This is a genomic window from Parasphingorhabdus sp. (assembly GCF_048269865.1).
Taxonomy (GTDB): domain Bacteria; phylum Pseudomonadota; class Alphaproteobacteria; order Sphingomonadales; family Sphingomonadaceae; genus Parasphingorhabdus.
In genome coordinates this window covers 96,575-119,079 of sequence record NZ_JBLWUA010000001.1, presented here as the reverse complement: position 1 = coordinate 119,079, position 22,505 = coordinate 96,575, and the positions used below count along the sequence as shown (strand labels likewise).

The 22,505-nt window shown below is 55.9% G+C and carries 20 protein-coding genes; 7 read left to right on the top strand and 13 right to left on the bottom strand.

The genetic code is table 11. From position 1 onward, the window contains the following. Window positions 1-3: 3 nt before the first annotated feature. Window positions 4-798, top strand: a complete 795-nt coding sequence (locus ACN0WW_RS00640) for an enoyl-CoA hydratase/isomerase family protein (RefSeq protein ID WP_417608329.1) — start codon at window positions 4-6, stop codon at window positions 796-798. Window positions 799-907: 109 nt separating this feature from the next. Here ACN0WW_RS00640 and ACN0WW_RS00635 read toward each other — a convergent pair whose 3' ends face one another. From ACN0WW_RS00635 to ACN0WW_RS00625, 3 genes are read right to left on the bottom strand one after another with little or no spacing between them, the layout of a single operon-like run. Then, window positions 908-1,825 carry a hypothetical protein gene (locus tag ACN0WW_RS00635; protein ID WP_417608327.1) on the bottom strand — a complete coding sequence of 306 codons (918 nt, stop codon included), beginning with the start codon at window positions 1,823-1,825 and terminating at the stop codon, window positions 908-910. Between the two features lie 15 nt (window positions 1,826-1,840). Beyond that, complete coding sequence (locus tag ACN0WW_RS00630; protein ID WP_417608325.1) at window positions 1,841-2,815, bottom strand: diacylglycerol/lipid kinase family protein; 975 nt, start codon at window positions 2,813-2,815, stop codon at window positions 1,841-1,843. A 35-nt stretch (window positions 2,816-2,850) separates the two neighbouring features. Beyond that, on the bottom strand, window positions 2,851-3,333 hold the full coding sequence (locus tag ACN0WW_RS00625) for a DUF2141 domain-containing protein (RefSeq protein WP_417608323.1): 483 nt from the start codon (window positions 3,331-3,333) through the stop codon (window positions 2,851-2,853). A gap of 131 nt (window positions 3,334-3,464) precedes the next feature. Here ACN0WW_RS00625 and lptF point away from each other — a divergent pair, with 131 nt between their 5' ends. Then, entirely contained in the window at window positions 3,465-4,670 is a 1,206-nt protein-coding gene (gene lptF / locus ACN0WW_RS00620; protein WP_417608955.1) for an LPS export ABC transporter permease LptF, read from the top strand. A gap of 6 nt (window positions 4,671-4,676) precedes the next feature. Further along, window positions 4,677-5,765 (top strand): LPS export ABC transporter permease LptG, encoded by a 1,089-nt coding sequence (lptG, locus tag ACN0WW_RS00615; RefSeq protein ID WP_417608321.1) that lies wholly within the window; start codon window positions 4,677-4,679, stop codon window positions 5,763-5,765. A gap of 5 nt (window positions 5,766-5,770) precedes the next feature. On the opposite strand, the gene ACN0WW_RS00610 is transcribed toward lptG, so the two are convergent. After that, window positions 5,771-6,871, bottom strand: a complete 1,101-nt coding sequence (locus tag ACN0WW_RS00610; protein ID WP_417608319.1) for a fatty acid desaturase family protein — start codon at window positions 6,869-6,871, stop codon at window positions 5,771-5,773. A 146-nt stretch (window positions 6,872-7,017) separates the two neighbouring features. Here ACN0WW_RS00610 and ACN0WW_RS00605 point away from each other — a divergent pair, with 146 nt between their 5' ends. Beyond that, the gene (locus ACN0WW_RS00605; RefSeq protein ID WP_417608953.1) at window positions 7,018-8,175 is read left to right on the top strand and encodes an N-acetyltransferase; all 1,158 of its coding nucleotides are present in this window, start codon (window positions 7,018-7,020) and stop codon (window positions 8,173-8,175) included. Here the strand turns inward: ACN0WW_RS00605 and ACN0WW_RS00600 are convergent. The 8 genes from ACN0WW_RS00600 to tgt all read right to left on the bottom strand — a co-directional run bounded on the left by ACN0WW_RS00600 (window position 8,172) and on the right by tgt (window position 16,172). Then, window positions 8,172-8,999: an alpha/beta hydrolase gene (locus tag ACN0WW_RS00600; RefSeq protein ID WP_417608317.1), complete on the bottom strand. Its 828-nt coding sequence runs from the start codon at window positions 8,997-8,999 to the stop codon at window positions 8,172-8,174. The two genes, ACN0WW_RS00605 and ACN0WW_RS00600, sit on opposite strands and share 4 nt — an antisense overlap. Window positions 9,000-9,007: 8 nt before the next feature. Beyond that, window positions 9,008-9,799, bottom strand: coding sequence for an exodeoxyribonuclease III (gene xth, locus ACN0WW_RS00595; protein WP_417608315.1), 792 nt, complete (start codon window positions 9,797-9,799; stop codon window positions 9,008-9,010). Continuing rightward, window positions 9,800-10,150, bottom strand: a complete 351-nt coding sequence (erpA, locus tag ACN0WW_RS00590) for an iron-sulfur cluster insertion protein ErpA (protein ID WP_417608313.1) — start codon at window positions 10,148-10,150, stop codon at window positions 9,800-9,802. Between the two features lie 92 nt (window positions 10,151-10,242). After that, window positions 10,243-10,863, bottom strand: coding sequence for a M23 family metallopeptidase (locus ACN0WW_RS00585; protein WP_417608311.1), 621 nt, complete (start codon window positions 10,861-10,863; stop codon window positions 10,243-10,245). A 192-nt stretch (window positions 10,864-11,055) separates the two neighbouring features. Further along, the gene (locus ACN0WW_RS00580) at window positions 11,056-11,853 is read right to left on the bottom strand and encodes a ferritin-like domain-containing protein (RefSeq protein ID WP_417608309.1); all 798 of its coding nucleotides are present in this window, start codon (window positions 11,851-11,853) and stop codon (window positions 11,056-11,058) included. 10 nt (window positions 11,854-11,863) lie between these two features. After that, a complete protein-coding gene (locus ACN0WW_RS00575) occupies window positions 11,864-12,328 on the bottom strand; it encodes a peroxiredoxin (protein ID WP_417608307.1) in 465 nt (154 codons plus the stop codon). Beyond that, the gene (locus ACN0WW_RS00570) at window positions 12,325-15,048 is read right to left on the bottom strand and encodes a bifunctional [glutamine synthetase] adenylyltransferase/[glutamine synthetase]-adenylyl-L-tyrosine phosphorylase (RefSeq protein WP_417608305.1); all 2,724 of its coding nucleotides are present in this window, start codon (window positions 15,046-15,048) and stop codon (window positions 12,325-12,327) included. Before ACN0WW_RS00570 ends, ACN0WW_RS00575 begins: the two co-directional genes overlap by 4 nt. Further along, a complete protein-coding gene (gene tgt, locus ACN0WW_RS00565; protein ID WP_417608303.1) occupies window positions 15,045-16,172 on the bottom strand; it encodes a tRNA guanosine(34) transglycosylase Tgt in 1,128 nt (375 codons plus the stop codon). The genes ACN0WW_RS00570 and tgt overlap by 4 nt, the downstream gene beginning before the upstream one ends. 154 nt (window positions 16,173-16,326) lie before the next feature. On the opposite strand from tgt, the gene ACN0WW_RS00560 reads away from it, so the two are divergent. After that, the gene (locus tag ACN0WW_RS00560; protein WP_417608301.1) at window positions 16,327-16,686 is read left to right on the top strand and encodes a DUF2282 domain-containing protein; all 360 of its coding nucleotides are present in this window, start codon (window positions 16,327-16,329) and stop codon (window positions 16,684-16,686) included. Between the two features lie 91 nt (window positions 16,687-16,777). On the opposite strand, the gene ACN0WW_RS00555 is transcribed toward ACN0WW_RS00560, so the two are convergent. Further along, entirely contained in the window at window positions 16,778-18,202 is a 1,425-nt protein-coding gene (locus tag ACN0WW_RS00555) for an aldehyde dehydrogenase family protein (protein WP_417608951.1), read from the bottom strand. A gap of 751 nt (window positions 18,203-18,953) precedes the next feature. Between ACN0WW_RS00555 and ACN0WW_RS00550 the strand changes: the two genes are divergently transcribed. Next, window positions 18,954-19,904 carry a DUF1837 domain-containing protein gene (locus tag ACN0WW_RS00550; RefSeq protein WP_417608949.1) on the top strand — a complete coding sequence of 317 codons (951 nt, stop codon included), beginning with the start codon at window positions 18,954-18,956 and terminating at the stop codon, window positions 19,902-19,904. Continuing rightward, on the top strand, window positions 19,897-22,503 hold the full coding sequence (locus ACN0WW_RS00545) for a DEAD/DEAH box helicase (protein ID WP_417608299.1): 2,607 nt from the start codon (window positions 19,897-19,899) through the stop codon (window positions 22,501-22,503). Before ACN0WW_RS00550 ends, ACN0WW_RS00545 begins: the two co-directional genes overlap by 8 nt. Window positions 22,504-22,505: the final 2 nt, after the last annotated feature.

Below are 22,505 nucleotides of genomic sequence, written 5' to 3'. Positions count from 1 at the left end.
GAGATGACCAACCCGATCCTCATCGAACAGCGCGGTGCCATCGAGATATTGACGCTTAACCGGCCCGAAAAGCTTAACACGATGAACGAGGCGATGATCTTTGCATTGCAGGATTATTTTCGCGAACTGCAAAAACGGCCCGACATCCGCGTGGTTCTATTTCGCGCCGAAGGTCGTGCCTTTTGCGCGGGCCTCGATATTGGCGGCTGGAAGAATGATGGCTCGCAGGGACAGGTCCAGCATGTCTGGCGCACGCAGCGCTCGATCGCCACGGTCATGCAACTGATGCGGCAATGTCCGCAGCCGATTATCGCGCTGGCCCAGGGCGCGGCTTGCGGCGGCGGTTTCTCGCTGCTGCTCGCCAGCGACGTCCGCTATGGCGCGCCGAGCCTGAAGATGAATGCCGCCTATATCAAGATCGGCCTCGGCGGCTGCGACATGGGGTCCAGCTATTTCCTGCCGCGCATGGTCGGTGCCTCGATTGCGTCGGAACTGATCCTGACCGGTCGCTTCATCCACGCCGAACGGGCCGAGAAATGCGGCCTGATCAGCGAAATGGTGGACGAAAAGAAGCTGCTGTCTACCGGGCTCGCTCTGGCCGAAGAAATGCTCGACACCGCCCCGATGGGCCTGCGCCTGTCCAAGGACGCGCTGAATCGCAATATCGATGCACAGAGCTTCGAAGCGGCACTCGCCATCGAAGACCGGCAGCAGGTGATGCTGTCGATGACCGAAGACAGCCGCGAGGCGGCTAAGGCGTTTTTCGCCAAGCGGAAACCTGATTACAAGGACCGGTAGCATCTCGTCCTCCTAAGCCGAAGACCAGTGCAGCTAACTTGTTTCAGGACCTTGTGATGCTTGCCACCATCCTACGGTTCGGACTGGCGGCGTCATCCCGTTGAAGGGTTTACTTGATCGCCCCGCCCAGAATCAGCCGCGGCAACATCACCAGCGCGCCAAGGATTGGCAATTTTCGCTGCCAGGGCCTGATCACATAATCGGTCCCGGCATGGCGATTGATCTTCCACGCCAGGTAATCAATGCCGCCGGCATAGGTGGCGGAAGCCTTGGCGAGCCGGGCCAGGGTCAGGATCTTGCCATTGCGGCGCAACTGCCGCCATCTTTTTTCAACCGCGGCACGCGAGGCGACGATTTTCAGATTCTTTCCGCGTTTCTTTGCCCGTTCGGCAATCGCCGCCACGACCGCAGTCCCAAATCGTTCGTAGCGCGCCACATCAGAATCGACGACCGAACCGGAACGATCTTTTCGCTCGGCTCGCAGTTCGGCACCATAAGTCAGCTCAAAACCGCGTTTCCAGACATCCAAAATCCGATATTCTTGATCAACACCCATCATCGGAAAGGTCATATCGAAAAGCGTCACCGGAGCCCCCGCGATTGCGTCAACCACCTGCGCCTGTGCCTGTGCATCCGCGTGCCAGACCAGGCGCGATGGTTGGGCAAATCTGGCCCAGACGCTGACCGCGCTGGCGCCAATCCGGTTCAATCTGTGAAAGTCCCGCTCGCTGAGCACCGCCACTTTGGCGATCAGCCCGTCATGTTCGGCAGGAAACACATTAGGGGGCAGCCGCTTGTTCGCGCCCGCCAGCCAGCTTTTCCCGTAAGCCGCTTCATAGTTAGAAACGATCAGATAGAAATCAAGCATCTGTCCGTCGAGTTCAGTGGTCCGGAGGCAGGAGCCATAGAATAACACGGCCCGCGATGCGTCTCCATATTTCGCTGCAATAGACGCAGCGAAAGCCGCAACTCGCGGATCAACCGGCTGCGCCAATTCCTGCGTTATCAATGATTTCAGATCGCCCACGCGAAAAGCTCTAGCTCAAGCAGCGAGCCGAAGAAAGGACACAGCCTTGGTGGATCTCAGAACGATCGGCTGGCCGGGCTGAGCGGAAAACAGCTCACCATCCATCAGTACATTGCTGCCCTCGCCTTCAATCCGGATCATGTCTCCGCGCTCCAGATGAATGCCCTTTTGCGTGTTTTTGCCGAGACGGCCAAAAATGACCGAGAGCAGAAACCGTACGATGGCGCCAGCACGCTGATCAATCGCCAGAAATTGCATCCGGCCAATCGCATTCTGGTTCCGCATCGAACGCCTCATCAGCAGAAGTTTTTCCAGCGTGGTGACAATCAGCACCGCGAAATTGCCTTGATACTGTCCGTCGCGGATCAGCGATATCTTGATTGGCCGCGACCGGTTGGGCAGGAACTTCCCGCGAATGCCGAACAGCACCGACGCTAGCGCCGCGAAAACTGTCAACACATGAGCCGCGGCGTTGGGCAGGCCCAGCGGATAGATCTTGTGGCGGCAATAGAGAATGAACTCGGACAGGCCGGCACCGCCAAGAAACATGCCAAGCACAACCTTGCTGTCCTTGCTGCCATCAGACAAGGCGATCAGCTCGCGATCAACCAGATGTTCATGCAGATCATGCTTGGCGAGCTCGACAATGCGCTCAAGCGCCTTGAGTGGATTGCCTTCGGATCCGAGGTCTAGAGCGATCAAATTGGTTTTGCCGTTCGGCAAAACCGCAACCGGCGGCGGATTGTCGCCGAAATGGCCGCCCTGATACAGCTCTGTCAGCGCCGCCTGCACAGTCCCGTCACCGCCATTGATTACCAGCACTTTCGGCTTCACTCGGGCAATCGTCTGCAGCGCCTTGGCGATTTCGTCCACATGATCCACTTCATAGTGGAATACATCACTGTTCTTTACGCAATACGACCGTACTTCTGGCAAAATCGCCCGATTTCCGGTTGAGTTCGGATTGGAAAGAAGTGCTACATTTGCCATGAAATAGCCCTAATTTATGCCGGATAGCCGGTGCATCACATATATTTCATGGTGATGCGGATGGATTTAACCTCATTGCCGATCGCAAATTTGGTTTTCTTGTAACTCGGCTTGCCGAGATTGAAGATGTTGATGCTTGGATTGTTCGACATACCGCCGCCATCGCTGGTGATATCGGTTTTGCCGTTACCATTGAGATCGTGGCGAACCGCAATCGCATATTCGCCGGCCTGGCTGAACGGCAGGCAGAAGGTCATGTTTTTCGCGCTGACCGGCACTTCGATACGGCTCAGCCATGCACCACTTTTGAGCCATTCGTCCTTGGTGCCGCGATAGCTTTGGACGCGCACTTTTCCGGTCGTATCCTTGAAACCCTCGATTTGAACCTTCACGGCGGGGCCATTGCCGGCCTGACACCGGCGCATATCATTGGGTATCTCGCGACCGCCAGCAAATGCCGGGGCCGAAGTCAGTAAAATAGTGGTCGATAATGCGATAGAAGTCGCAAATTTCAACATGACGAAGTTACTCCTAGTCGTTATACCCGCGCCAACACTCCGACACGGTCAAGAATCAGCCCCCGATCCGCTTATGATTATGGATTTGATTTGCGGCGAAAACATGGTGAGAGGGAGACAACAAGTTGAAGCTGCTGACCTCCACTGATCGCTATCTGGCGAGATTGATCGCCGTGCCGCTGTTCAGCACATTGGTGATTGCAGCGATGCTGCTCGTACTCGAAAAAATGCTGCGTTTGTTTGATTTTGTCGCGGCAGAGGGTGGCCCTGTCAGCGTCGTCTGGCGGATGCTGGCAAATCTGATTCCCGAATATCTGTCGCTGGGTATCCCCATCGGGTTGCTGCTCGGAATCCTGCTCGCCTTCCGGCAGTTGGCATTGAGCTCCGAGCTGGATGTTTTCCGCGCCGTCGGCCAAGGCTATGGGCGGTTGCTCCGGGTCCCGTATATTTTCGCGGCGGCGCTGATGCTGGTCAATCTGGCTTTGGTCGGCTTCATCCAACCCCTGTCCCGCTATTATTACGAGGAGCTTCGATTCGAATTGCGATCGGGCGCGCTCGGAGCGTCGATCAAGGTTGGGGAATTCACCAATCTGGGTAGCCGGATGACGCTGCGGATCGAGGAAAGCCGGGACAATGGAACAAAATTGAACGGAATTTTTGTCCGGGCGGAAAACAAGCAAGGCCAGACCGTCTCGGTCACCGCGAAAAGTGGCCAGTTCCTCGCTACCGATGATCCTGACACGATAATCCTCCGACTGACCGACGGTGTGCTGGTCCACGATGCACCGAATTACAAGAAGCCCAGAATATTGAGCTTCAGCAATCACGATTTGCCGATCGATTTGCCGAACATCGGGTCGTTCCGGTCGCGGGGCGGCAAGGATCTCGAATATACGATCCCCGAACTGGTGCGGGTCGGTGCCGATGCGAAGCGCCCGATCACCGAGCGCAACGAAAGCCGTTCCAATTTCCATTTCCGGATGGTCGAAGTGGTGATGATGCTGCTGATGCCGCTGCTGGCGGTGGCGCTGGCGGTCCCACCGAAACGGTCCAGCTCGGCGCTTGGTGTCTTTCTGTCGATCGTGATGATCGTGACCTATCACAAGGTCAACGAATATGGGGAGGATGTCGGATCCCTGGGTCTGGTTGATCCTATTATCGCTCTTTGGGTGCCCTTCTGCCTGTTTGCAGGTCTGATCCTCTGGATGTATCATGTCGCGGCCCATGTGCCGGGCGGTCAGCCGATCGGGGCACTGGAAAAGGCGTTCTCCAAATTTGGAGGCGTTTTCAAGGGCCTGCTCAACTTCAATCGCAAACGCGCGCTGATGAAAGAATAGCCGGACATGGACTTTTTCCCCTCCCGCACCCTTGCCATCTATATGGCGAAAATGTTCATCGTCCGCACTCTGGCCGTGCTGGCGTTGCTGGTGCTGGTGCTGCAAGCGCTCGACCTGCTCGGCGAGAGTGGCAAGATTCTGGCCCATCCGGGCAATGGCGAAGCGGAACTCTGGACTTATGTTTCGTTACGTGCACCACAACTGATCGCCCGTTTTCTGCCATTTTCAGTGTTGCTGGGAACGATCATCACCTTGGCGACGCTCAACCAGAATAGCGAAGTCATCTCGATGAAAGCGGGCGGGCTTTCCGCCCACCAGATTCTCGCACCCCTGATTGTCGCGAGCATGGGGGTTGCTCTGCTGTCCTTTGTGTTCAATGAAACACTGGTGGCGCCCGCAACTGACCGGCTGAGCCAATGGGAGAAAGTCGAGTTCGGACCGATCCCGGCAGAAAGCAACATACGCACCAATGTATGGGTCAAGGACGGCAACAGCCTGATCAACGCGCGCACCGTAACCGGCCACGGTGATAAAGTCGTTTTGCAGGACATTACCATCTATGATCGCACAGAAAACGGCCTGAAAAGCCTGTTGCATGGCGATAAAGCCCGTTTTACCGGCAACGGCTGGTTACTCACCAATGTGACCCAGTTTGATGTCAGTACCGGTGACGAAGAGAAGAAACCCGAACTGGTAATCGGGGATTCGATCCGCCCGGATCAGTTCACCTTGAGCAGTGTCGACGCGGACAGCCTGTCAATTTTTGCCTTGCGCGGTGCTATTGATGAGTTGCAGCGCGCCGGACGCCCGACCATGAGCCTGCGTGCCGGCTGGTGGCACAAAATCTCGGGGCCGATGTCGTCCATCCTGATGCCGCTGCTGGGCGCCGTCGCCGCCTTCGGCCTGGCCCGTTCGGGGCAATTATTTGTCCGTGCCGTGATCGGCATGGCGCTCGGCTTTGCCTATTTTGTCGCTGATAATTTCGCGCTGGCAATGGGCAATATCGGTGCCTATCCCCCGTTGCTGGCTGCGTGGGCTCCGTTCCTGCTGTTTTTCCTGATCGGTGAAACCGTGCTGGTCCGCACCGAGGAATAGACGCTTCAGTTCCGCCCGGCGCTGCCGCGCACAAGACCCTTGATCAAGATCCAGAGGCTATCATGATCCGCCCGGTAGAAACTTGAACCCGCCGGAAATTCAGCGGCCAGCCGCCGGTGGGCTTCACCCAGGCTATGGTAGGGAACGCCCGGCAGCAGATGATGCAGTGCATGATAACGCAATCCGACAGGCGCCCACAAGGCCGGCAAGGTCGAAGGGGGCGGCACATTGACGCTGTCAAGATATTGACCGGTCACGCTCATTTCATGGCCGTCATTTTCCCACAAGTGCGCGACCAGCGTGCGAATCTGGTTCAAGATAACGCTGCCCGACATCACGCCGAGAAAGATCAGAAAAGCACGCATCGGAATAATTTCCGTCGCAACCATCGTCAGCAGAGCGATGGCCCAGATGCTGGATCCGATCTCGCAAATCAGCCAGCGACGCTTGAAGTCGCCCTCTGGTGCCTTGCGGCGGAACTCGGGATTGATGATCAGGCCTGAATAACGCTCTACCACCAATTTGCGCAGCGGTGGAATGACCGCGGACAATGGTGTCAGGATCGCATAGCGGACCAGCAGCGCAATGGGTGCCAGTGCTGCAACAATCACAAACAGCGGCACCGACCAGGGTTTCATCAGCGCAAGCGGCAGATATTCGGGATCTTCCACAGTACCATATTTCTTGGTCCGGTGATGAATGCTGTGAATGCCCTCGTACATGAAGGACGGAATCATCATCGGCACACCGAACAGGGCATTCCATGCAAAATGAAAGCCGGGCAGCGTGTTGCGCCGGATATGGGTCAATTCATGAATGAAGCTACCCGCACGGTAGAGCGCCAGTACGGAGATCAAGCCGAATACAAGGGCCAGCACCAGAGAAGAACTCACGATCGCGCCGAACAGCGATCCATAGCCAACGGCAGCAGAAGCCAGAAAATCAGCCCAGTAGATCGCAGCCTTTGGCGTGTTCAGATCGCGCGTCACCTTGGCGGCCGTCCGGATCAGGTCATTATCCTCCGGAACGGCAACAGACGCCGAATTCCGGCGGGCCGACGGTGCGGCCTGCGCCGCATTTTTCGTAGAGATGGTTGTCGAACTCATAAACACCTGCATAATTGTTGAACGGCCTAGAGCAACATAACATGGCGACATCATGGCAAGGACAAGACAGCATTGGCGCCCTTGCCCTTGACATTGCGCCGCGATTAACGTCACAGCCTGCCGCAAATATAGAAGGATATAATATGGTGGCCGGTCAGGATATAGTGATTCAGCCTGTTACTACCAAGGGCCAGATCAAGCAGTTTATCGACATTGCTTATGAGCTCAATGCCTCTGATCCGAACTGGGTTCCGCCGTTGAAGTCCGAAGTGGCCAAGCTGATTACGCCGGGCAAAAACCCGTTTTTCGAACATGCCACGGTACAGTTTTTTCTCGCCATCCAGCGAGGCCGGGTGATCGGCCGGATCAGTGCGCATATCGACAAATTGGCGCTGGAACAGCCTCCGGAACAGGGCATGGGCCCGGGAACCGGCAATTGGGGCATGATGGAGGCCAAGAATGAGGCAGCCATGCATGCGCTTATCACTGCTGCTGAAGGCTGGCTGAAAGACCAGGGCATGACCCGCATTCTGGCCCCGATCAGCATGTCAATCTGGGAGGAACCCGGCCTCCTGACCCTGGGGCACGACCAGAGTCCAATGATCATGATGGGCCATCACAATGCCGACTATCAGGGCTGGATCGAAAATTTCGGCTATACCGTCGCCAAGTGCCTTGTGACCTACGACCTGCCGGTCGCAGACGGCTTTCCCGAACTGATCAACCGGATCGTTGCCTCGGGCGAACGCAAGAAGCAGCTGCGGATCCGCAAAGTCGAAAAGAAACATTTCGACCGTGATGCAGCGATCATCATGGGGCTATTGAACGATGCGTGGTCGGGCAACTGGGGCTTTGTGCCGATGACAGACCATGAAATTGCGCATGCCGGCGAAAGCCTGAAGCCGGTCGTACAAGAGGCACTGATCCGGATCGCAGAACTCGACGGCGAGCCCGTCGCATTCATGATGACCCTGCCCAACATGAATGAAGTGATCCGCGAACTGAACGGCTCGCTTTGGCCCTTTGGCTGGGCCAAATTGCTGTGGTGGCTGAAATTCCCCAAGGCGCAGTCGATGCGGGTGCCGCTGATGGGCGTCAAAAAGGAATTGCACAACACGCGCCTCGCCAGCCAGCTCGCCTTCATGATGATCGAATATATCCGCCGTGACGCCGTCGCCGATTTCGGCACGCGCTATGCGGAAATCGGCTGGATATTGGAGGATAATCAGGGAATGGTGGCAATTGCCGATGCGATCGGCGCGAAGATCAACCGGGAATATCTGATCTACGAGAAGGCGCTTTAGGACGCGCTATTCGTTGGAGAAGCGCTGCTTGCAAGCCTGACGGAAATATCGCGGATGATCCCGTCTATTCCCCTGCTCCACAAATCATTATGGCCGCCATTTTTGATCGGAAAGGCAGCTTTGGGCTCTCTGGCAGCATCAAACAAGCGCTGGCCGACGGCAAAGGGAATCAATTCGTCTTTTGTCCCGTGGATCCAGAATAACGGCATATTGATATGGTCGATGTGCTCCAGGCTTGGATAGCGGTCTTTGACCAGCCAGCGTGCAGGAAATACAGGAAACTGCCGCTGGGCCATTTCATCGATACCGCTATGGGCCGCGATCATTATCAGGCCAGCCGCTTCATTCTGTGATGCAAGATGTGCAGCCACGCCACTACCCAGAGATTCGCCGATGATTATGATCTGCTGCGAGTTGATCCCTTTTTGGATGAGCCAGTCATAATTTATCTGCGCCGCCTCATAGAGTTCCGCTTCATTTGGAGCTCTGGAATTGCCGCCATATCCGGGATAACCAACGCCCAACACGGCAGCCCCTTCTCTGGCCAGCGCTTGATAAACCGGAATCCGGTCAAAGTGCGACCCTGCATTGCCGTGCAAAAACAGAAGGACAGGAGCGTCGGATGCTTTGGGTGCAATCCACAAAGACTGAAGGACTGCGTCCAGGCCGGAACGGACCTCGACCGTCGTGACACCCATTGTATCAAGATGGCTTTGCGGCGGTACAGATTGATCCGGGAAGTATAGAAGCTGGCGCTGAAATACGTAAACAAGCAATAACAGAAGCAGATAAATACCGACGCAGATGGCGATGCCGGTCGACACCACCCGCATCAAATGGACAAATCGACCCAAGCTGGCGTGTGGTCGCTCGCCTTCTCCCGGCCGCGATGTTCCTTGTCGACACCGCAGCTTTTTAGAGCATCGGCAGCGAGCGGGCTGAGCAACAGATGGTCAATGCGAAAGCCCTGATCGCGCTGCCAGCCGCCGCTGCGATAGTCCCAGTAGGTCCAGATATTGCCCGCCGGATAGGTCACCCCCAGCGCGTCGGTCCATCCATCATTGAGCAGGCGCCGATAGCCTTGCCGGCTTTCCGGCTGCATCAGCGCATCGTCCTGCATAGCCTTCACCGAATAGACATCATTGTCGCGCGGAATGACGTTATAATCGCCTGCCAGAACGGCCGGCACTTCTTCCGCCCAGATTTCGGCGGCACGATCGCGCAATCGTTTCATCCAGCGCAGTTTGAAATCAAATTTCGGACCGGGATGCGGATTGCCGTTGGGCAAATAGATGCTCGAAACCCGAACCTTCCGTCCGTCCTTGCTGCTGCTGATGTTAGCCTCGAGATAGCGGCTGTGCTCGTCTTCTGGCTCGCCATCCAGGCCGCGCTTGATTTCTTCCGGAACCTGATCGCGCGCCAGAATGGCGACGCCATTAAAGCTCTTTTGCCCGTGCCAGATCGCACCATAGCCGATTTCTTCAAATTTTTCGGCGGGAAACCCTTCATCCTGCGTCTTGATTTCCTGCAGACAGGCAACATCTGGCCTGGTTTCTTCAAGCCATTCCAGCAGGCGCGGCAAACGCGCCTTGATACCGTTAATATTGAAGCTGGCTATTTTCACTTAGATGGAAAAGCTGGAGCCACAGCCGCAACCCGAAGCCGCGTTGGGATTGGTCACCTGAAAGGCACTGCCACCCAGGGATTCAACAAAATCCACGGCGCTTCCACGCACCAGATCAAGACTGACTTCGTCCACGACCAAGGTAACGCCTGATTCTTGGACTGCGATGTCGTCATCCTCGATGCTGTCAGCGAGACCAAAGCGATATTGGAAACCGGAGCAGCCACCGCCTTCAACGGCCAGCCGCAATATTGCGGCCCGGCCCTGTTTACCCGCGATCACAGCGACGCGCTTCGCGGCATTGGGGGTCAGGATGATATCCTGTTCGATAGATGCGCTGGCTTGGTTCATGGCTTCAAGATAGGGACAAACAAAAGGAGCGGCAAGCCTTAAGCTCAAACCGCCCCTTCATGCACCCTCTCCCAAAGGTGTGAAAAAATGTCTTATTCGGCTGGGCCGCCCAATGCAACGCCCGAATTCAGCTTCTGGGCAACGAGGAAGTCGTTGGACTGCATGAACGGAATGGGATTGACCGCTTCGCCGGCGATGCGCACTTCATAGTGCAGATGGCTGCCGGTGGAGCGACCGGTCGAGCCCATGAAACCAATCAAGTCGCCGCTCTTGACACGAGCATTTGATTTAACATTGAGCTTGGACATATGGCCGTAACGGGTCTGGATGCCGTTACCATGATTGATTTCGATATAATTGCCATAGCCGCCCAGCCATTGCGCACGGCCTACAATGCCGTCAGCGGTAGCATAAATCGGGGTGCCGATCGGTCCGGCCATGTCGAGGCCTTTGTGATTGGCCCGGCGTCTTTTGAATGGGTCCGCCCGAAAACCATAAGAGCTGGTCAACGTGAAGTCTTTTACCGGCTTGCGTGAAGGGATCATCAGCTTGACGGCTTCCTGCTTGCCTTGGCTCGCCCAGTTATCAAAAATCATCCGGAAGGCCGGATCCGCTTCGCCCAAGGCACTTTCTGCGGCCTGGCTTTTCAATACATCAACGGGGATACTGGAATCGGCGGCAGCTTCTGCTGAGGCGGCGGTGGAAAAAATCATTGCAGAGCCGAGAATTGCAATGGCTGTGATTTTGCTCACAGATTTACGGAATAAAGCGACTATGTTTTCGGTCATATAATGATCGAACCTTTTCTAGCGACCCATGAAATTCATGGCTTGAATTTTTTTCGGAACCTTTGCCCCCGTCGATCGTTTGTTGATCGAGTGGTGATGTAAATTCATTCCAGTTAATTATTCAATAGCAGAATAATATTCGCGGGTTAGACCGGCAGCTTGGCGCGCTGAGTCGTTGAATGGAGGCTTTAAACCACCTTTAAAATGGGCTTTTACAAGCTCTTTCCAGCGCGCATGCGGATTCTGATCGCGTTGGTCGCAGGCAAATTCGAACCATTTCGTGCCGTAAGATACATGGTTAATCTCGTCCCGAAAGATGCGATTCAGAACCTTTGCCGTCGAATTGTCACCCTGCCGTTCAAACCGTTCTACAGTTTGCAAAGTGACATCCAGTCCCCGAGCCTCGAGCACCATCGGAACAATCGCCAGACGGGCCGATGCATCATGAGCGGTGTTTTTCGCGCTGTCCCACAGCCCGTCATGAGCGGGAAGCGCTCCGTAAAAACTGTCCATCGCCCGCAATCGCCGGTCGAGCAAAGCAAAATGCATCGCTTCTTCCGACCCGACGCGCATCCAGTCATCCGTAAAATCGCGCGGGAATTGCGCGCCAAAGCGGCCAATCATGTCAAAGGCGAGGTCGATCGCAACAAATTCGATATGCGCGAGTGCGTGGATCAGGGCGATCCGTCTTGGCAAAGACGTACCGCCGCCGCGCCGTGGCATGTCGCGCGGAAGTAGCAACAGCGGACGATCGGGACGAGCGGGCATATCCGGCATGCGGTGAGGGAAGTCATGTGACAGGCGCCCGACCCGCCATTGCCTCGCTGCGTGGCGCGCAGCCATCACCTTCGCATTCGGGTCAGCGGTCTGCAGGACTTGCAAGACCGCTGAACCTACATCGGAATATTCGGCCATGTCCGATAGTCTATGCCGCCTGGACAGCCGCCAACACCTCTTCCGCATGCCCCTTTACCTTGACCTTCGGCCAGGCCTTCAGAACCGTGCCATCGGGACCAATCAGAAAGGTCGAACGGATAATCCCCATATAGGTTTTGCCGTACATCTTCTTTTCCGCCCAAACGCCAATTTTCTCCAGAAATTCGGTGCTTTCGTCGGAAGCGATATCGACGGTCAATTCCTGCTTGTTGATAAAATTCTGCTGCCGCTTCGGCGAATCGGCCGACATGCCCAGCACCGCCGCACCGGCTTTCTCAAACTCAGGCAACAGCGCAGAAAAATCCTTCGACTCCGTCGTACAGCCCGGCGTGCTGGCTTTCGGGTAGAAGAACAGCACCAGTTTCTTGCCGGAATAATCCGATATTTTCACTGGACTTCCGTCTGGCGCGACCAGCTCCATATCCGGGATTTTATCGCCTTCTTTGATCATCATATATCTCCTAATATCTCGTCAGGGTCCGGCCGCAGGTGCCGATTCCAGGCGTCAATAACGCATTGCCGCGCCTGATCATAGCCGTCCAGAAGATCATCCCAGCTCTGCTGCCCCGCCGCTTTGGCGATCAGGGCGCGACTGGTTTCCGGTGGGTAATCGCAATCGGGAGACATTAGCCGCAAAGCCACCAGCAAGCGCGACATCAGATCATGCGCGGTCACCATATCCTCGTCGAGGTGGCCAGCGTCGACCAGAACCCGAACCGCTTTACCGAGTTGCGGATGCAGCGCTTCGCCGGTTTTCAATTGCAGAAAATGGACGATGAATTCCCAGTCGACGAGTCCGCCTTCCATCAATTTGGTGTCGAGCGGGCCTTTCGGCGGCTTGTGCTCGACAATATCAAGCCGCATTTTGCGGACCGCCTTGCGCAGGTCTTCTGCTTCGCGATCCTTTTTCAGGATCTCGCCTATCTCGCTCTGCAGCTGCTCGCGATCTTCCGCATTGCCATAGACCGGACGGGCGCGGGTCAGGGCCATATGCTCCCAGGTCCACGCGCTTTCGCGCTGATATTTGTAGAAACTCTCCAGAGTGACCGCCAACGGCCCCTGCGTTCCGGACGGTCGCAGCCTGGTGTCGACCTCATATAAGGGCCCAGCGGCGGTCGGCACCGACAACGCCGTGACGATCCGAGCCGTCAGCCGGTTGAAATATTGCGTGCCGCCCAGAGGCCGCTTGCCATCGGACTCGGCGCTATGATCACCGGCGAACAGAAAAATCAAATCAAGGTCCGAAGCATGGGTCAATGCCTCTCCACCCAGTCGGCCCAACGCCAGGATCAGCAGCCTGCCACCGGCAATCTTGCCATGCACGGCCTCGAACTCACTGATGGTGGCATCCGCCAACACCTGAATCGCTGCCTCGGCAACACGGGCATAGCCTGCGGAAATATCGAGCGCATCATGTCGGCCTTCGATCAGCTGCACCCCAAGCGCAAAACGTTTTTCTCCCACACGGGCCCGCACCCGGTCGAGCAGCATCTGATAGTCATCGCCCGGTTCGGTGCGGGAAAACTGGTCCGCCAGCTCTTCGACAGACGGCGGCAGGTCAAGCGCAGAGGCGTCGATCAGACCATCGAACAATTCAGCGCGACGAGACAAAGCGTCGGCCAGCACCGGCGCGTGGCTCAATATCTGCCCGAGCTTTTCGAGCAGGCCGGGACGCGCCTCCAAAATCCGGAAAAAATTGATCGCGGTCGGCAATTGGCCGATCAGGCTGTCCAGCCGCGCCAGCGCCTTTGTGGAATTCGTTGCCGTCGCAATCACATCGACCAGTTCCGGCAAGATCGCTTCGAACGACTCCTGGGCGGCTGCGGACCGCAATGCCGTCACCTTGCCGCTCCGCCACCGTTTGATCGCCTGCAGAAAAGCATCGGCTTCCAGCAGCTTTTTCTCCGCCAGCAGCGCGACCAGTTTCGCTTCGTCCATCGGCAGGCGAGCGCTGTCTTCCGGCTCGATCAGATCGTCGTAAATCCTGCCGACCCTGTCCACATGCGGGGCGAGTAGATCGAGCAACGCCTGGCCCGATCCCAGTCCGTGTAGCCGCGCCACCCGGTCCAGCATCGCCGCTTCATCGGGCAGGCTGTGAGTTTGCTGGTCGTTGACCATCTGCAGCCGGTGCTCAATCACCCGATAGAGTTCGTAGGATTCGCTGAGCGCTGTCGCCTTGTCCTTGTCGATTCGTCCAGCTTGCGCCAGCGCGGCAAGCGCATCCCGCGTCGCCGGCACTCGCAAGTCCGGTTGTCGCCCGCCAAAGATCAACTGATGCATCTGCGCGTAAAATTCCGTTTCCCGAATACCGCCACGACCGCGTTTCAGATCAAAGCCCGGCCCGAATTTCTGGCCCGCAGCATAATGATCGCGAATTTGCGCGGTGACCGATCCGATATTCTGGATCGCGCCATAATCAAGCGACCGCCGCCAGATGAACGGGTTGATCGTTTCCAGAAAATAGCGACCCAATGCCGGATCACCGGCAGCGGCCCGGGACCGGATATAGGCCGCCTGCTCCCATGCGAGGGCACTCGATTCATAATAGCTGATCGCCGCTTCCACCGGTAGCGCGACCGGACTCACTTCCGGCGAGGGCCTGAGCCGCATGTCGACCCGGAACACATAACCGTCGGCGTCACGGCTGTTGAGCGCCTCCACCAGCTGCTGACCGATCCGCCGCGCGGCGTCACTGGGCTCTTCCCGACCGCGGACCGGAATTTTGTCGGGATCATAGATGAAGATCGGATCAATATCGGAGGAATAGTTGAGTTCCCGGCTCCCATGCTTGCCGAGGCCAATGATGGCAAAACCTTCCAGCGGGGCATCGGGGTAGCGGGTCGCGTAAATATCGGCGAGCGCTTCATCCAGCGACCGGTCGGCAAAATCCGAGAGGCGCGTGATGACCTCGGTCAGAGACAGTTGACCGGCCAGATCACCAATCGCCAACGCGAGCGCCAGCGCCCGCTTTTCGCGGCGTAATTTCTGCCGGACATTCTGCGCCCCTTCACCCGCGCTCTCGACGTAGTCCAACGCCGCATCCAGATTTTCTGCCGCCAGCAAATCGGTCAGCTCGGGCTGCACCTGCATCGCCATGGCCAGAAATGGCGCGTCGCCACGGGCGCGGTCGAGCGCATCCTGCAGCGTGGTTTGTTCCGGTAGTCCAGCGATCATATGTTCAGATAGTCGCTGCGAAACGACTTGGCAAAATCGGTAAAGCGGCCCTCTGCAATCGCTGCGCGCATGCCCGCCATCAGCGTCTGATAATAAGCGATATTATGCTCGGTCATCAGCATCGCGCCCAATATCTCCTTCGCCCGGATCAGATGGTGCAGATAGGCGCGGCTGTAGCTTTTGCAAACCGAACAGGCGCAGCTTTCGTCCAGGGGCGCCAGATCCTCGGCAAATTTGGCATTGCGGATATTGATCGCGCCCTGAGCGGTAAATGCCTGACCATTGCGGCCGGACCGGCTTGGCAACACGCAGTCAAACATATCGACACCGCGCTCTACTGCCCCGACCAGGTCATCTGGTTTGCCCACGCCCATCAAATAGCGCGGCTTGTCGGCAGGCAATTGCCCGGGCGCATAATCGAGCACGTCGAACATCGCCTCCTGCCCTTCGCCAACCGCCAGCCCACCGATCGCATAGCCGTCAAAGCCGATGTCGATCAGCGCCTCGGCCGAGGCCGCGCGCATGTCCCTGTCGAGCGAACCCTGCTGGATTCCGAACAAGGCCGCTCTCGCTGCATGCTCCTCACCGCTGTCAAAACCGTCGCGAGAGCGCTTCGCCCAGCGCATCGATCGCTCCATCGAGGCCAGCGCTTCCTCGCGCGACGCTCCATTCTTGGTGCATTCATCGAAGGCCATCACGATATCACTGCCGAGCAGCCGCTGGATTTCCATCGACCGTTCCGGCGTCAGCATATGCCGCGACCCGTCGAGATGGCTCTGGAACTCGACGCCATCCTCGCTCAATTTCGTCAACTCCGACAGGCTCATCACCTGATAGCCGCCGCTGTCGGTCAGGATCGGGCGATCCCAGTTCATGAACTTGTGCAGGCCGCCCAGCCGTGCCACCCGCTCCGCACCGGGCCGCAGCATCAGATGATAGGTGTTGCCGAGGATGATATCGGCGCCGGTCGCGCGAACGCTCTCGGGCTTCATCGCCTTGACCGTGGCTGCTGTGCCGACCGGCATGAATGCCGGCGTGCGAATGTCGCCGCGCAGCATGCTGATGGTGCCGGTGCGGGCCTTGCCGTCAGTCGCTGTGATCGAAAAGGAGAAACGCTCAGCCACCGAGCTGTCCCAGGCCATCCATGTTACCGGATTTGACCGGTTCAAATTTGTATTTTTGCGCTGTTTGTGTATCCATTACCCGGTCCTGTTCGACTTTGGCACTTGCTGTGCAGGATGGCAGCCTATTTTCAAAGACCTAAATCGGGAGAATCTCATGACAAACGCTACCAATCTGGGTGCAGCAGCATCCGCCCTGATCGCGGCCGCAGCCCTGTCCGCCTGTTCCGGTGGAAACAGTGAAGCAACCAGCGAAAATGCAGAAGCAACAACCGCCGAGGTGACCGAAGTCACGGCAGCGGACCAGGAAAAATGCTATGGCATTGCCAAAGCGGGTGACAATGACTGTGCCGCTGGCGAAGGCACGAGCTGTGCCGGCACCGCTGTCATCGACTATCAGGGCAACGCCTGGAAATATACCGACGCCGGTGAATGCGAAGCCATGGGCGGATCGCTCACCGCAGTCGCCGACAATGATCCGCCGGTTCCCCCGGCAGCGGCTCCGGCTGAAGGCTAGACCGTCAGAGAACACGACAAAAAGGGCGGCTCGTTCGGGCCGCCCTTTTTATTTTGGCAGATGGAAGCTTCTCTGCTCCGGGCTAGCCCCTTCAGGCTGGCAAACCGCTGATCGATTTCACTTCCATGAAGTCGCGCAGACCGTAAACCCCGCCTTCGCGGCCATTGCCGGACTGCTTGTAGCCGCCAAAGGGCAGGCCCGGGGACGGACCCCAGTTGTTGACCACGACCATGCCGGCCTTCAGTTGCGGGGCCACGGCCACCGCTTCCTCCGGATCGCCCGAAATGACCGCCGACAGACCATAGTCCGTATCATTGGCAATCTCGATTCCCTGTTCGAGATTGTCGTAGCTCATCAGCGTCACCACCGGCCCGAAGATTTCCTCTTTCGCGATCCGCATATCAGGCGTGACCCCGCTGAACAGAGTCGGCTTGACATAATAGCCGCGGTTGACGTTGGTCGGCAGGTCGGTGCCGCCGGTTTCCAGCGTCGCGCCCTCGTCGATCGCGGACTGGATCAGGTCCTGGATCTTGCCATATTGCGCCTTGTTGACCACCGGCCCCAGATGGCCGCCCTCGACCGTCGGGTCGCCGACTTGCTGGCTCTCGACAATCTTCCTGACCACCGCGATCGCGTCGCTGGTCTGGTCCTTGTGCACCAAGACCCGGGTCGGCGCGATGCAGCTTTGCCCGCTATTGATCATCACCCCGCCGATCGTCGGCGGCAGCACTTCCTCCAGCTTGGCACCGGGCAGGACCAGATTGGGCGACTTGCCGCCCAGTTCCTGATGCACACGCTTGACCGTGTCGGCCGCCGCTTTCGCTACCAATATGCCGGCGCGGGTCGAGCCGGTGAAGCTGACCATATCGACACCGGGATGGGCTGCAATCGCCGCGCCGACGGTCGGGCCGTCACCCTGCACCAGATTGAACACACCGGCCGGCACGCCAGCGGCATCCATAACCTCGGCGAGGATCGCGGCGCTTCCCGGACATTCTTCCGACGGCTTCAACACCATCGTGTTGCCGCCGGCCAGAGCCGGAGCCACTTTCAGGCAGATCTGGTTCAGCGGCCAGTTCCACGGCGTGATCATGCCGACCACGCCAATCGGTTCATAGACGATGCTGTTGTCACCGACTTTTTCGGAAAATTCGAAATTCTTCAGCGCTTCCACCGTGCCCAGGAATCCGCCCAGGCCAGCGGGCGCCTGCGCCGCATTGCCGAGACTGACCGGCGCGCCCATCTCGACCGCGAGCGACGCGGCAATATCCGGCATGCGCTTTTTATATTCCTCGATGATCCGGCCGAGCAGCTCCAGCCGCTCTTCGCGCGACGTCTGGCTGAAGGTCTTGAACGCTTTCTTGGCAGCCGCCACGGCAGCATCGACATCGGCCTCGGTGCCCAGCACGATCCTGGTGCCCGGCTCCTCGGTCGCGGGATTGATGACCTGATGCGGCGTACCGCCGATGGAGTCGACCCATTTGCCGTCAATATAATTCTGTTCGTAGTTGTCCATCGTCATCTCTCCGCTTTTATCCTTGTCTGGTCACGGTAGCTATGCCCTGAATCCCCGCGCGGGGCCAGTAGCAAGTTCGACAGTCCGCCCCGCCAGCCGCGGCACCGGCGCGCCGGCAAAGCGGTCCGGCAAAATAATCGACCAGCGCTCCCCCTCCCGGTATTCTTGACAATATCGCATGTTTTTGAAAACTGTGACCTTTGCCCGAAACCCGCAATTTTCCACCATTCTTCACTCCGCCACCACCCGCCTAGTGTGACCTTTCGCGCTGGGCGGTGACAAGCTGCGCGCGACCGGGGCCGGGCCATGGCGGGTGAGGATGGCCCGGGGGAGAATATAGCGGATTGGGGGTGGTGTAGGAAAGGGGGTGCAAAATATCCCAACGCTGATCGTTCCCTGATACCGATCTTCGAAAACCTGCTCAGCGTTGCGGAAGAGTATAATCGGATCACGGGCAGCCACCTGCAGGTCTATGGCGACATCAGGATGTAAAAACGAAATCGCAAATCGATTATCGGCGCAGCCGCAAGACCGACCCTTGGGATTCCAATTATTATACTTGAGCTACGCTGAGGCACCGGCCCTCGAGCGTACAAAGCAGTGACGCCGAATGTCCGACAGCACGTTAGCGGCGATTGTTTTACCAAAGCCAAACTGAAAGGAGACACTTGTAAAGCAACAGAAAAAACGAGTACTATCAGAATTATGCTGAAGAAAAATAATTTGGCGGTCTAAATATTAGGGGGAATATCTGTCCAAAATTTCACCGGAAGCGCTTCAAAACATAGTCGCAGGCGATTCTGGCGAGCTCGACGTACATCTAAACCTTGTTGAGAAATCTATATTCATAGACGACTGCAAGATTAGCGTACATTGCCATTGTCTCACCGTAGATGGTAATGGACGCGTTAGCCCCAAACGACTAGCGGAATTCTTACGGAACTCGATCGCTGATTACGCTATACCTAAGAGTCGGATGCAGGCAGCTCGTGACAGAGATATTAAGTTCAAAACGTCAAGCGCGACCGCCGCTCTCCATCACGAGGCGATCGCGGCTTTTACTGACCTTAGCAATACGGGAGAAGGCGGCGAGATGCTGCTGTACTTGCTCGCAGAACGTTTCTTAGGCTTGCCGCAGATATTATGCAAAATGGACCTTAAGACAGACTCACGTATGCACTATCACGGCGCGGATGGGGTATATGCGAGCGTGACAGAAGAAGGCTTGCTGAAACTCTTTTGGGGCGAGTCAAAAGTCTACGAAGATGCAACAACGGCAATTCGTGACTGTTTCAAATCTCTTGCGCCGTTTCTTGCCGAGGAAGACCATGAAGGGGCTTCGAGAGAGCGTGATTTAATCCTTCTAAGCGACAAAGCTGACCTGAACGATCCATCTCTTACCGGAGCATTCAAAAAGTTTTTTGACAAAACTTCGCCGCTTTCAAAGCGGGTAGAATATTGCGGTGTGGCGTTGGTCGGGTTCGATGCTGGATTTTATCCGGGGGAAGATCAAAAGGGAACCACTGAAGACATCGTAGCGGCTGCAAAAGCTACGATGTCAAAATTGCTCAACAATATTTCAACGAGATTAGTTGCCGAAAAGCTGCAGCATTTTGATATCCAGCTATTCTGTGTTCCGGTACCATCTGCAGATGGCTTTCGTACCGCTTTCCTTCAAGCTCTAGGTCTTAAAGATGAATAGTGAGGAACTATGTGATTGGCTTGTTGATTGCGCAATTTCCGACGAAATTAACGTGATAACAAGGCTCACTGTTGCTTCGGAAATAGGCGGCATTACGAACGAAGATGCGCAGAGAGAAGAAAGCGAAAAGTGCGATTGGAAAAGACTGCTTTTGGCTGGCAGTATCCTGGCCAGATCGAAAACGCGCCAAAATCAAGAGGTTGCGCTTCGAATAGCAACTGCTGCTATTTCCTTACCAAAAGAGATGGAAGTGCGCGATGCAGGCGGCGTATTGCTTGAAAAGCTCTCAAACCATCGGGCAGCAGACTTGGCTGAAAAGCGCCATCTGATTGAGGGCGATATGAACGGACGGCTCGGTGTTTCAATGAGGATTGAAGCGCTGAGACGAGATATTGAGGATTCCGTCCTTGTTGAAGCCGGAGGTTCTTGGCTTAACGTAAATGATTTCCAAAAGAAGCTTTGGGCTGGCGCCACTACTGAAAATAGCTGGATCTCGGCTTCTGCCCCTACCGCGTCGGGAAAGACCTTCCTGATCCTTCAGTGGCTCAACGACTATATCCGCACTAATGAGAGCCGTGTAGCCGTCTACCTAGCCCCAACACGAGCGTTGGTCACCGAGATCGAGGGAGAACTCAAAGGCATTCTGAAAAATGCAGACGATGTGTCGGTGCATTCAATCCCGTTGGTCGAGAAATATAACTACGCGCGTTCAAATAAGAAGAAGGCGATTTTCGTCTTCACTCAAGAGCGACTGCATCTGCTAATAAACCTCCTCAAAGACGAATGCTTGATCGACCTTTTGGTTGTCGATGAAGCGCATAAGATCGGCGACAATCAACGCGGTGTGATACTGCAAGATGCAATTGAACGAATTTCAAGGGCGAACCCAAAGCTCAAGGCAGTCTTTGTTAGCCCTGCGACGCAAAATCCGGAAGAATTGCTCACCGATGCGCCTGACGGAATAACCCAGTCTTCAGTTGATAGCGATACTCCAACAGTTCTCCAAAATGTCATTCTCGCAGAGCAAGTGAAGGGTAAACCCAAGAAATGGTCATTGAACCTTGTCCACAACGCTGGAGAACTGCCAATTGGAATCTTACATCTCGACAATAAGGCGGGAACAGTCAGAAAGAGACTTGCGTTTATTGCTGCCAAAGCCGGTGAGCGCGGTGGGACATTAGTTTACTGCAATGGAGCAGCGGAAGCCGAAGATGTCGCCCTGCTGATTAGCCAACTCTTAGAGGAAGAAGGCGAGAAGGATCAGGAACTTCTTGATCTGGCTGATCTCGCAAGGAAAGCCGTCCATCGTGACTATCAGCTTGCTCCATTGGTCGAATGCGGAGTCGCCTTTCACTACGGGAACATGCCAGCGCTCATCCGCATGGAAATCGAGCGGCTATTTAGAAAGGGCAAAATCAAGTTTCTTGCTTGCACATCGACGCTCATTGAAGGCGTCAACCTTTCTTGTCGCACTATAGTTGTTAGAGGTCCTCGAAAAGGGAAGGGCCACCCAATGGAACCTCATGACTTTTGGAATTTAGCCGGGCGGGCTGGACGTTGGGGAAATGAGTTTCAGGGAAATATTATCTGCATTGAGCCATCGAACAAGACCGCTTGGCCTACGGGAGTTCCTGCGCGTTCACGCTACCCGATCAAGCGAGAGACGGACACTATCATCAGGCAAGATCAAGACCTTGCTTCCTATTTGGAAGCAAGGCTATCGGACGATCCAAGCGACTTACCACACGCCGAGGAATTTGAGCAGGTTGGCGCATACCTCGTCAACACCTACCTAAGGCTCGGGACACTCTCTGCTGCTCCATTTGCGAAGCGCCACAGCGAAGAAACCATTCAAATACTTGAGTCTCAGCTTGCCAAGATTGCGGAAAAAATTGATCTGCCGATTGAATTGGCAATTCGTCATCCGGGAGTGAATGTGATAGGTCTTCAAAGACTGTTGGCAGCATTTAGAATATACAAAAACGACCCAGAGAACCTACTGCCTGCTCCATCAGAAAGCGTGGACGCCTATGACCGGTTCATAACCATCATGGAAAGAATCAATGCGAATGTATTTCCGGTATTTCTGCCGTTAGGTTTGATTCCACTTCATTCCGTCATCGTTGTAGAATGGCTCAAGGGTTATTCGCTCGCCACCATTATTCGTAAACGAATAGATTATCACAAGAGAAATCGCCGCACCTACACTCTACCCAAGCTCATTCGTGACACGATGGATATTGTAGAGCAGACTGCCCGCTTCAAAGCGCCAAAGTACCTATCCTCTTACGTAGATGTGTTGAAACATCACCTAATGGAAATTGGAAGGTCTGATCTGATCGATGATGATTTCGATATCGGCGTAGCGCTCGAATTTGGTGTATCAAGCAAGACATTGCTTTCTCTTATAGAACTTGGCCTTTCTAGAATGTCTGCTGTTGAGCTATATGAGAAGATCGCTCAGGATGACTTAGACAGAGCTGGTTGTGTCACTTGGATTAGAAGTTACGCGCCCTTTTTTGAGGGCATGAATATTCCTAACCTCATCAGAAAAGAGATTTTGGACAAGATCGAACTGGAAAATGAAACTGGAAAATAGTT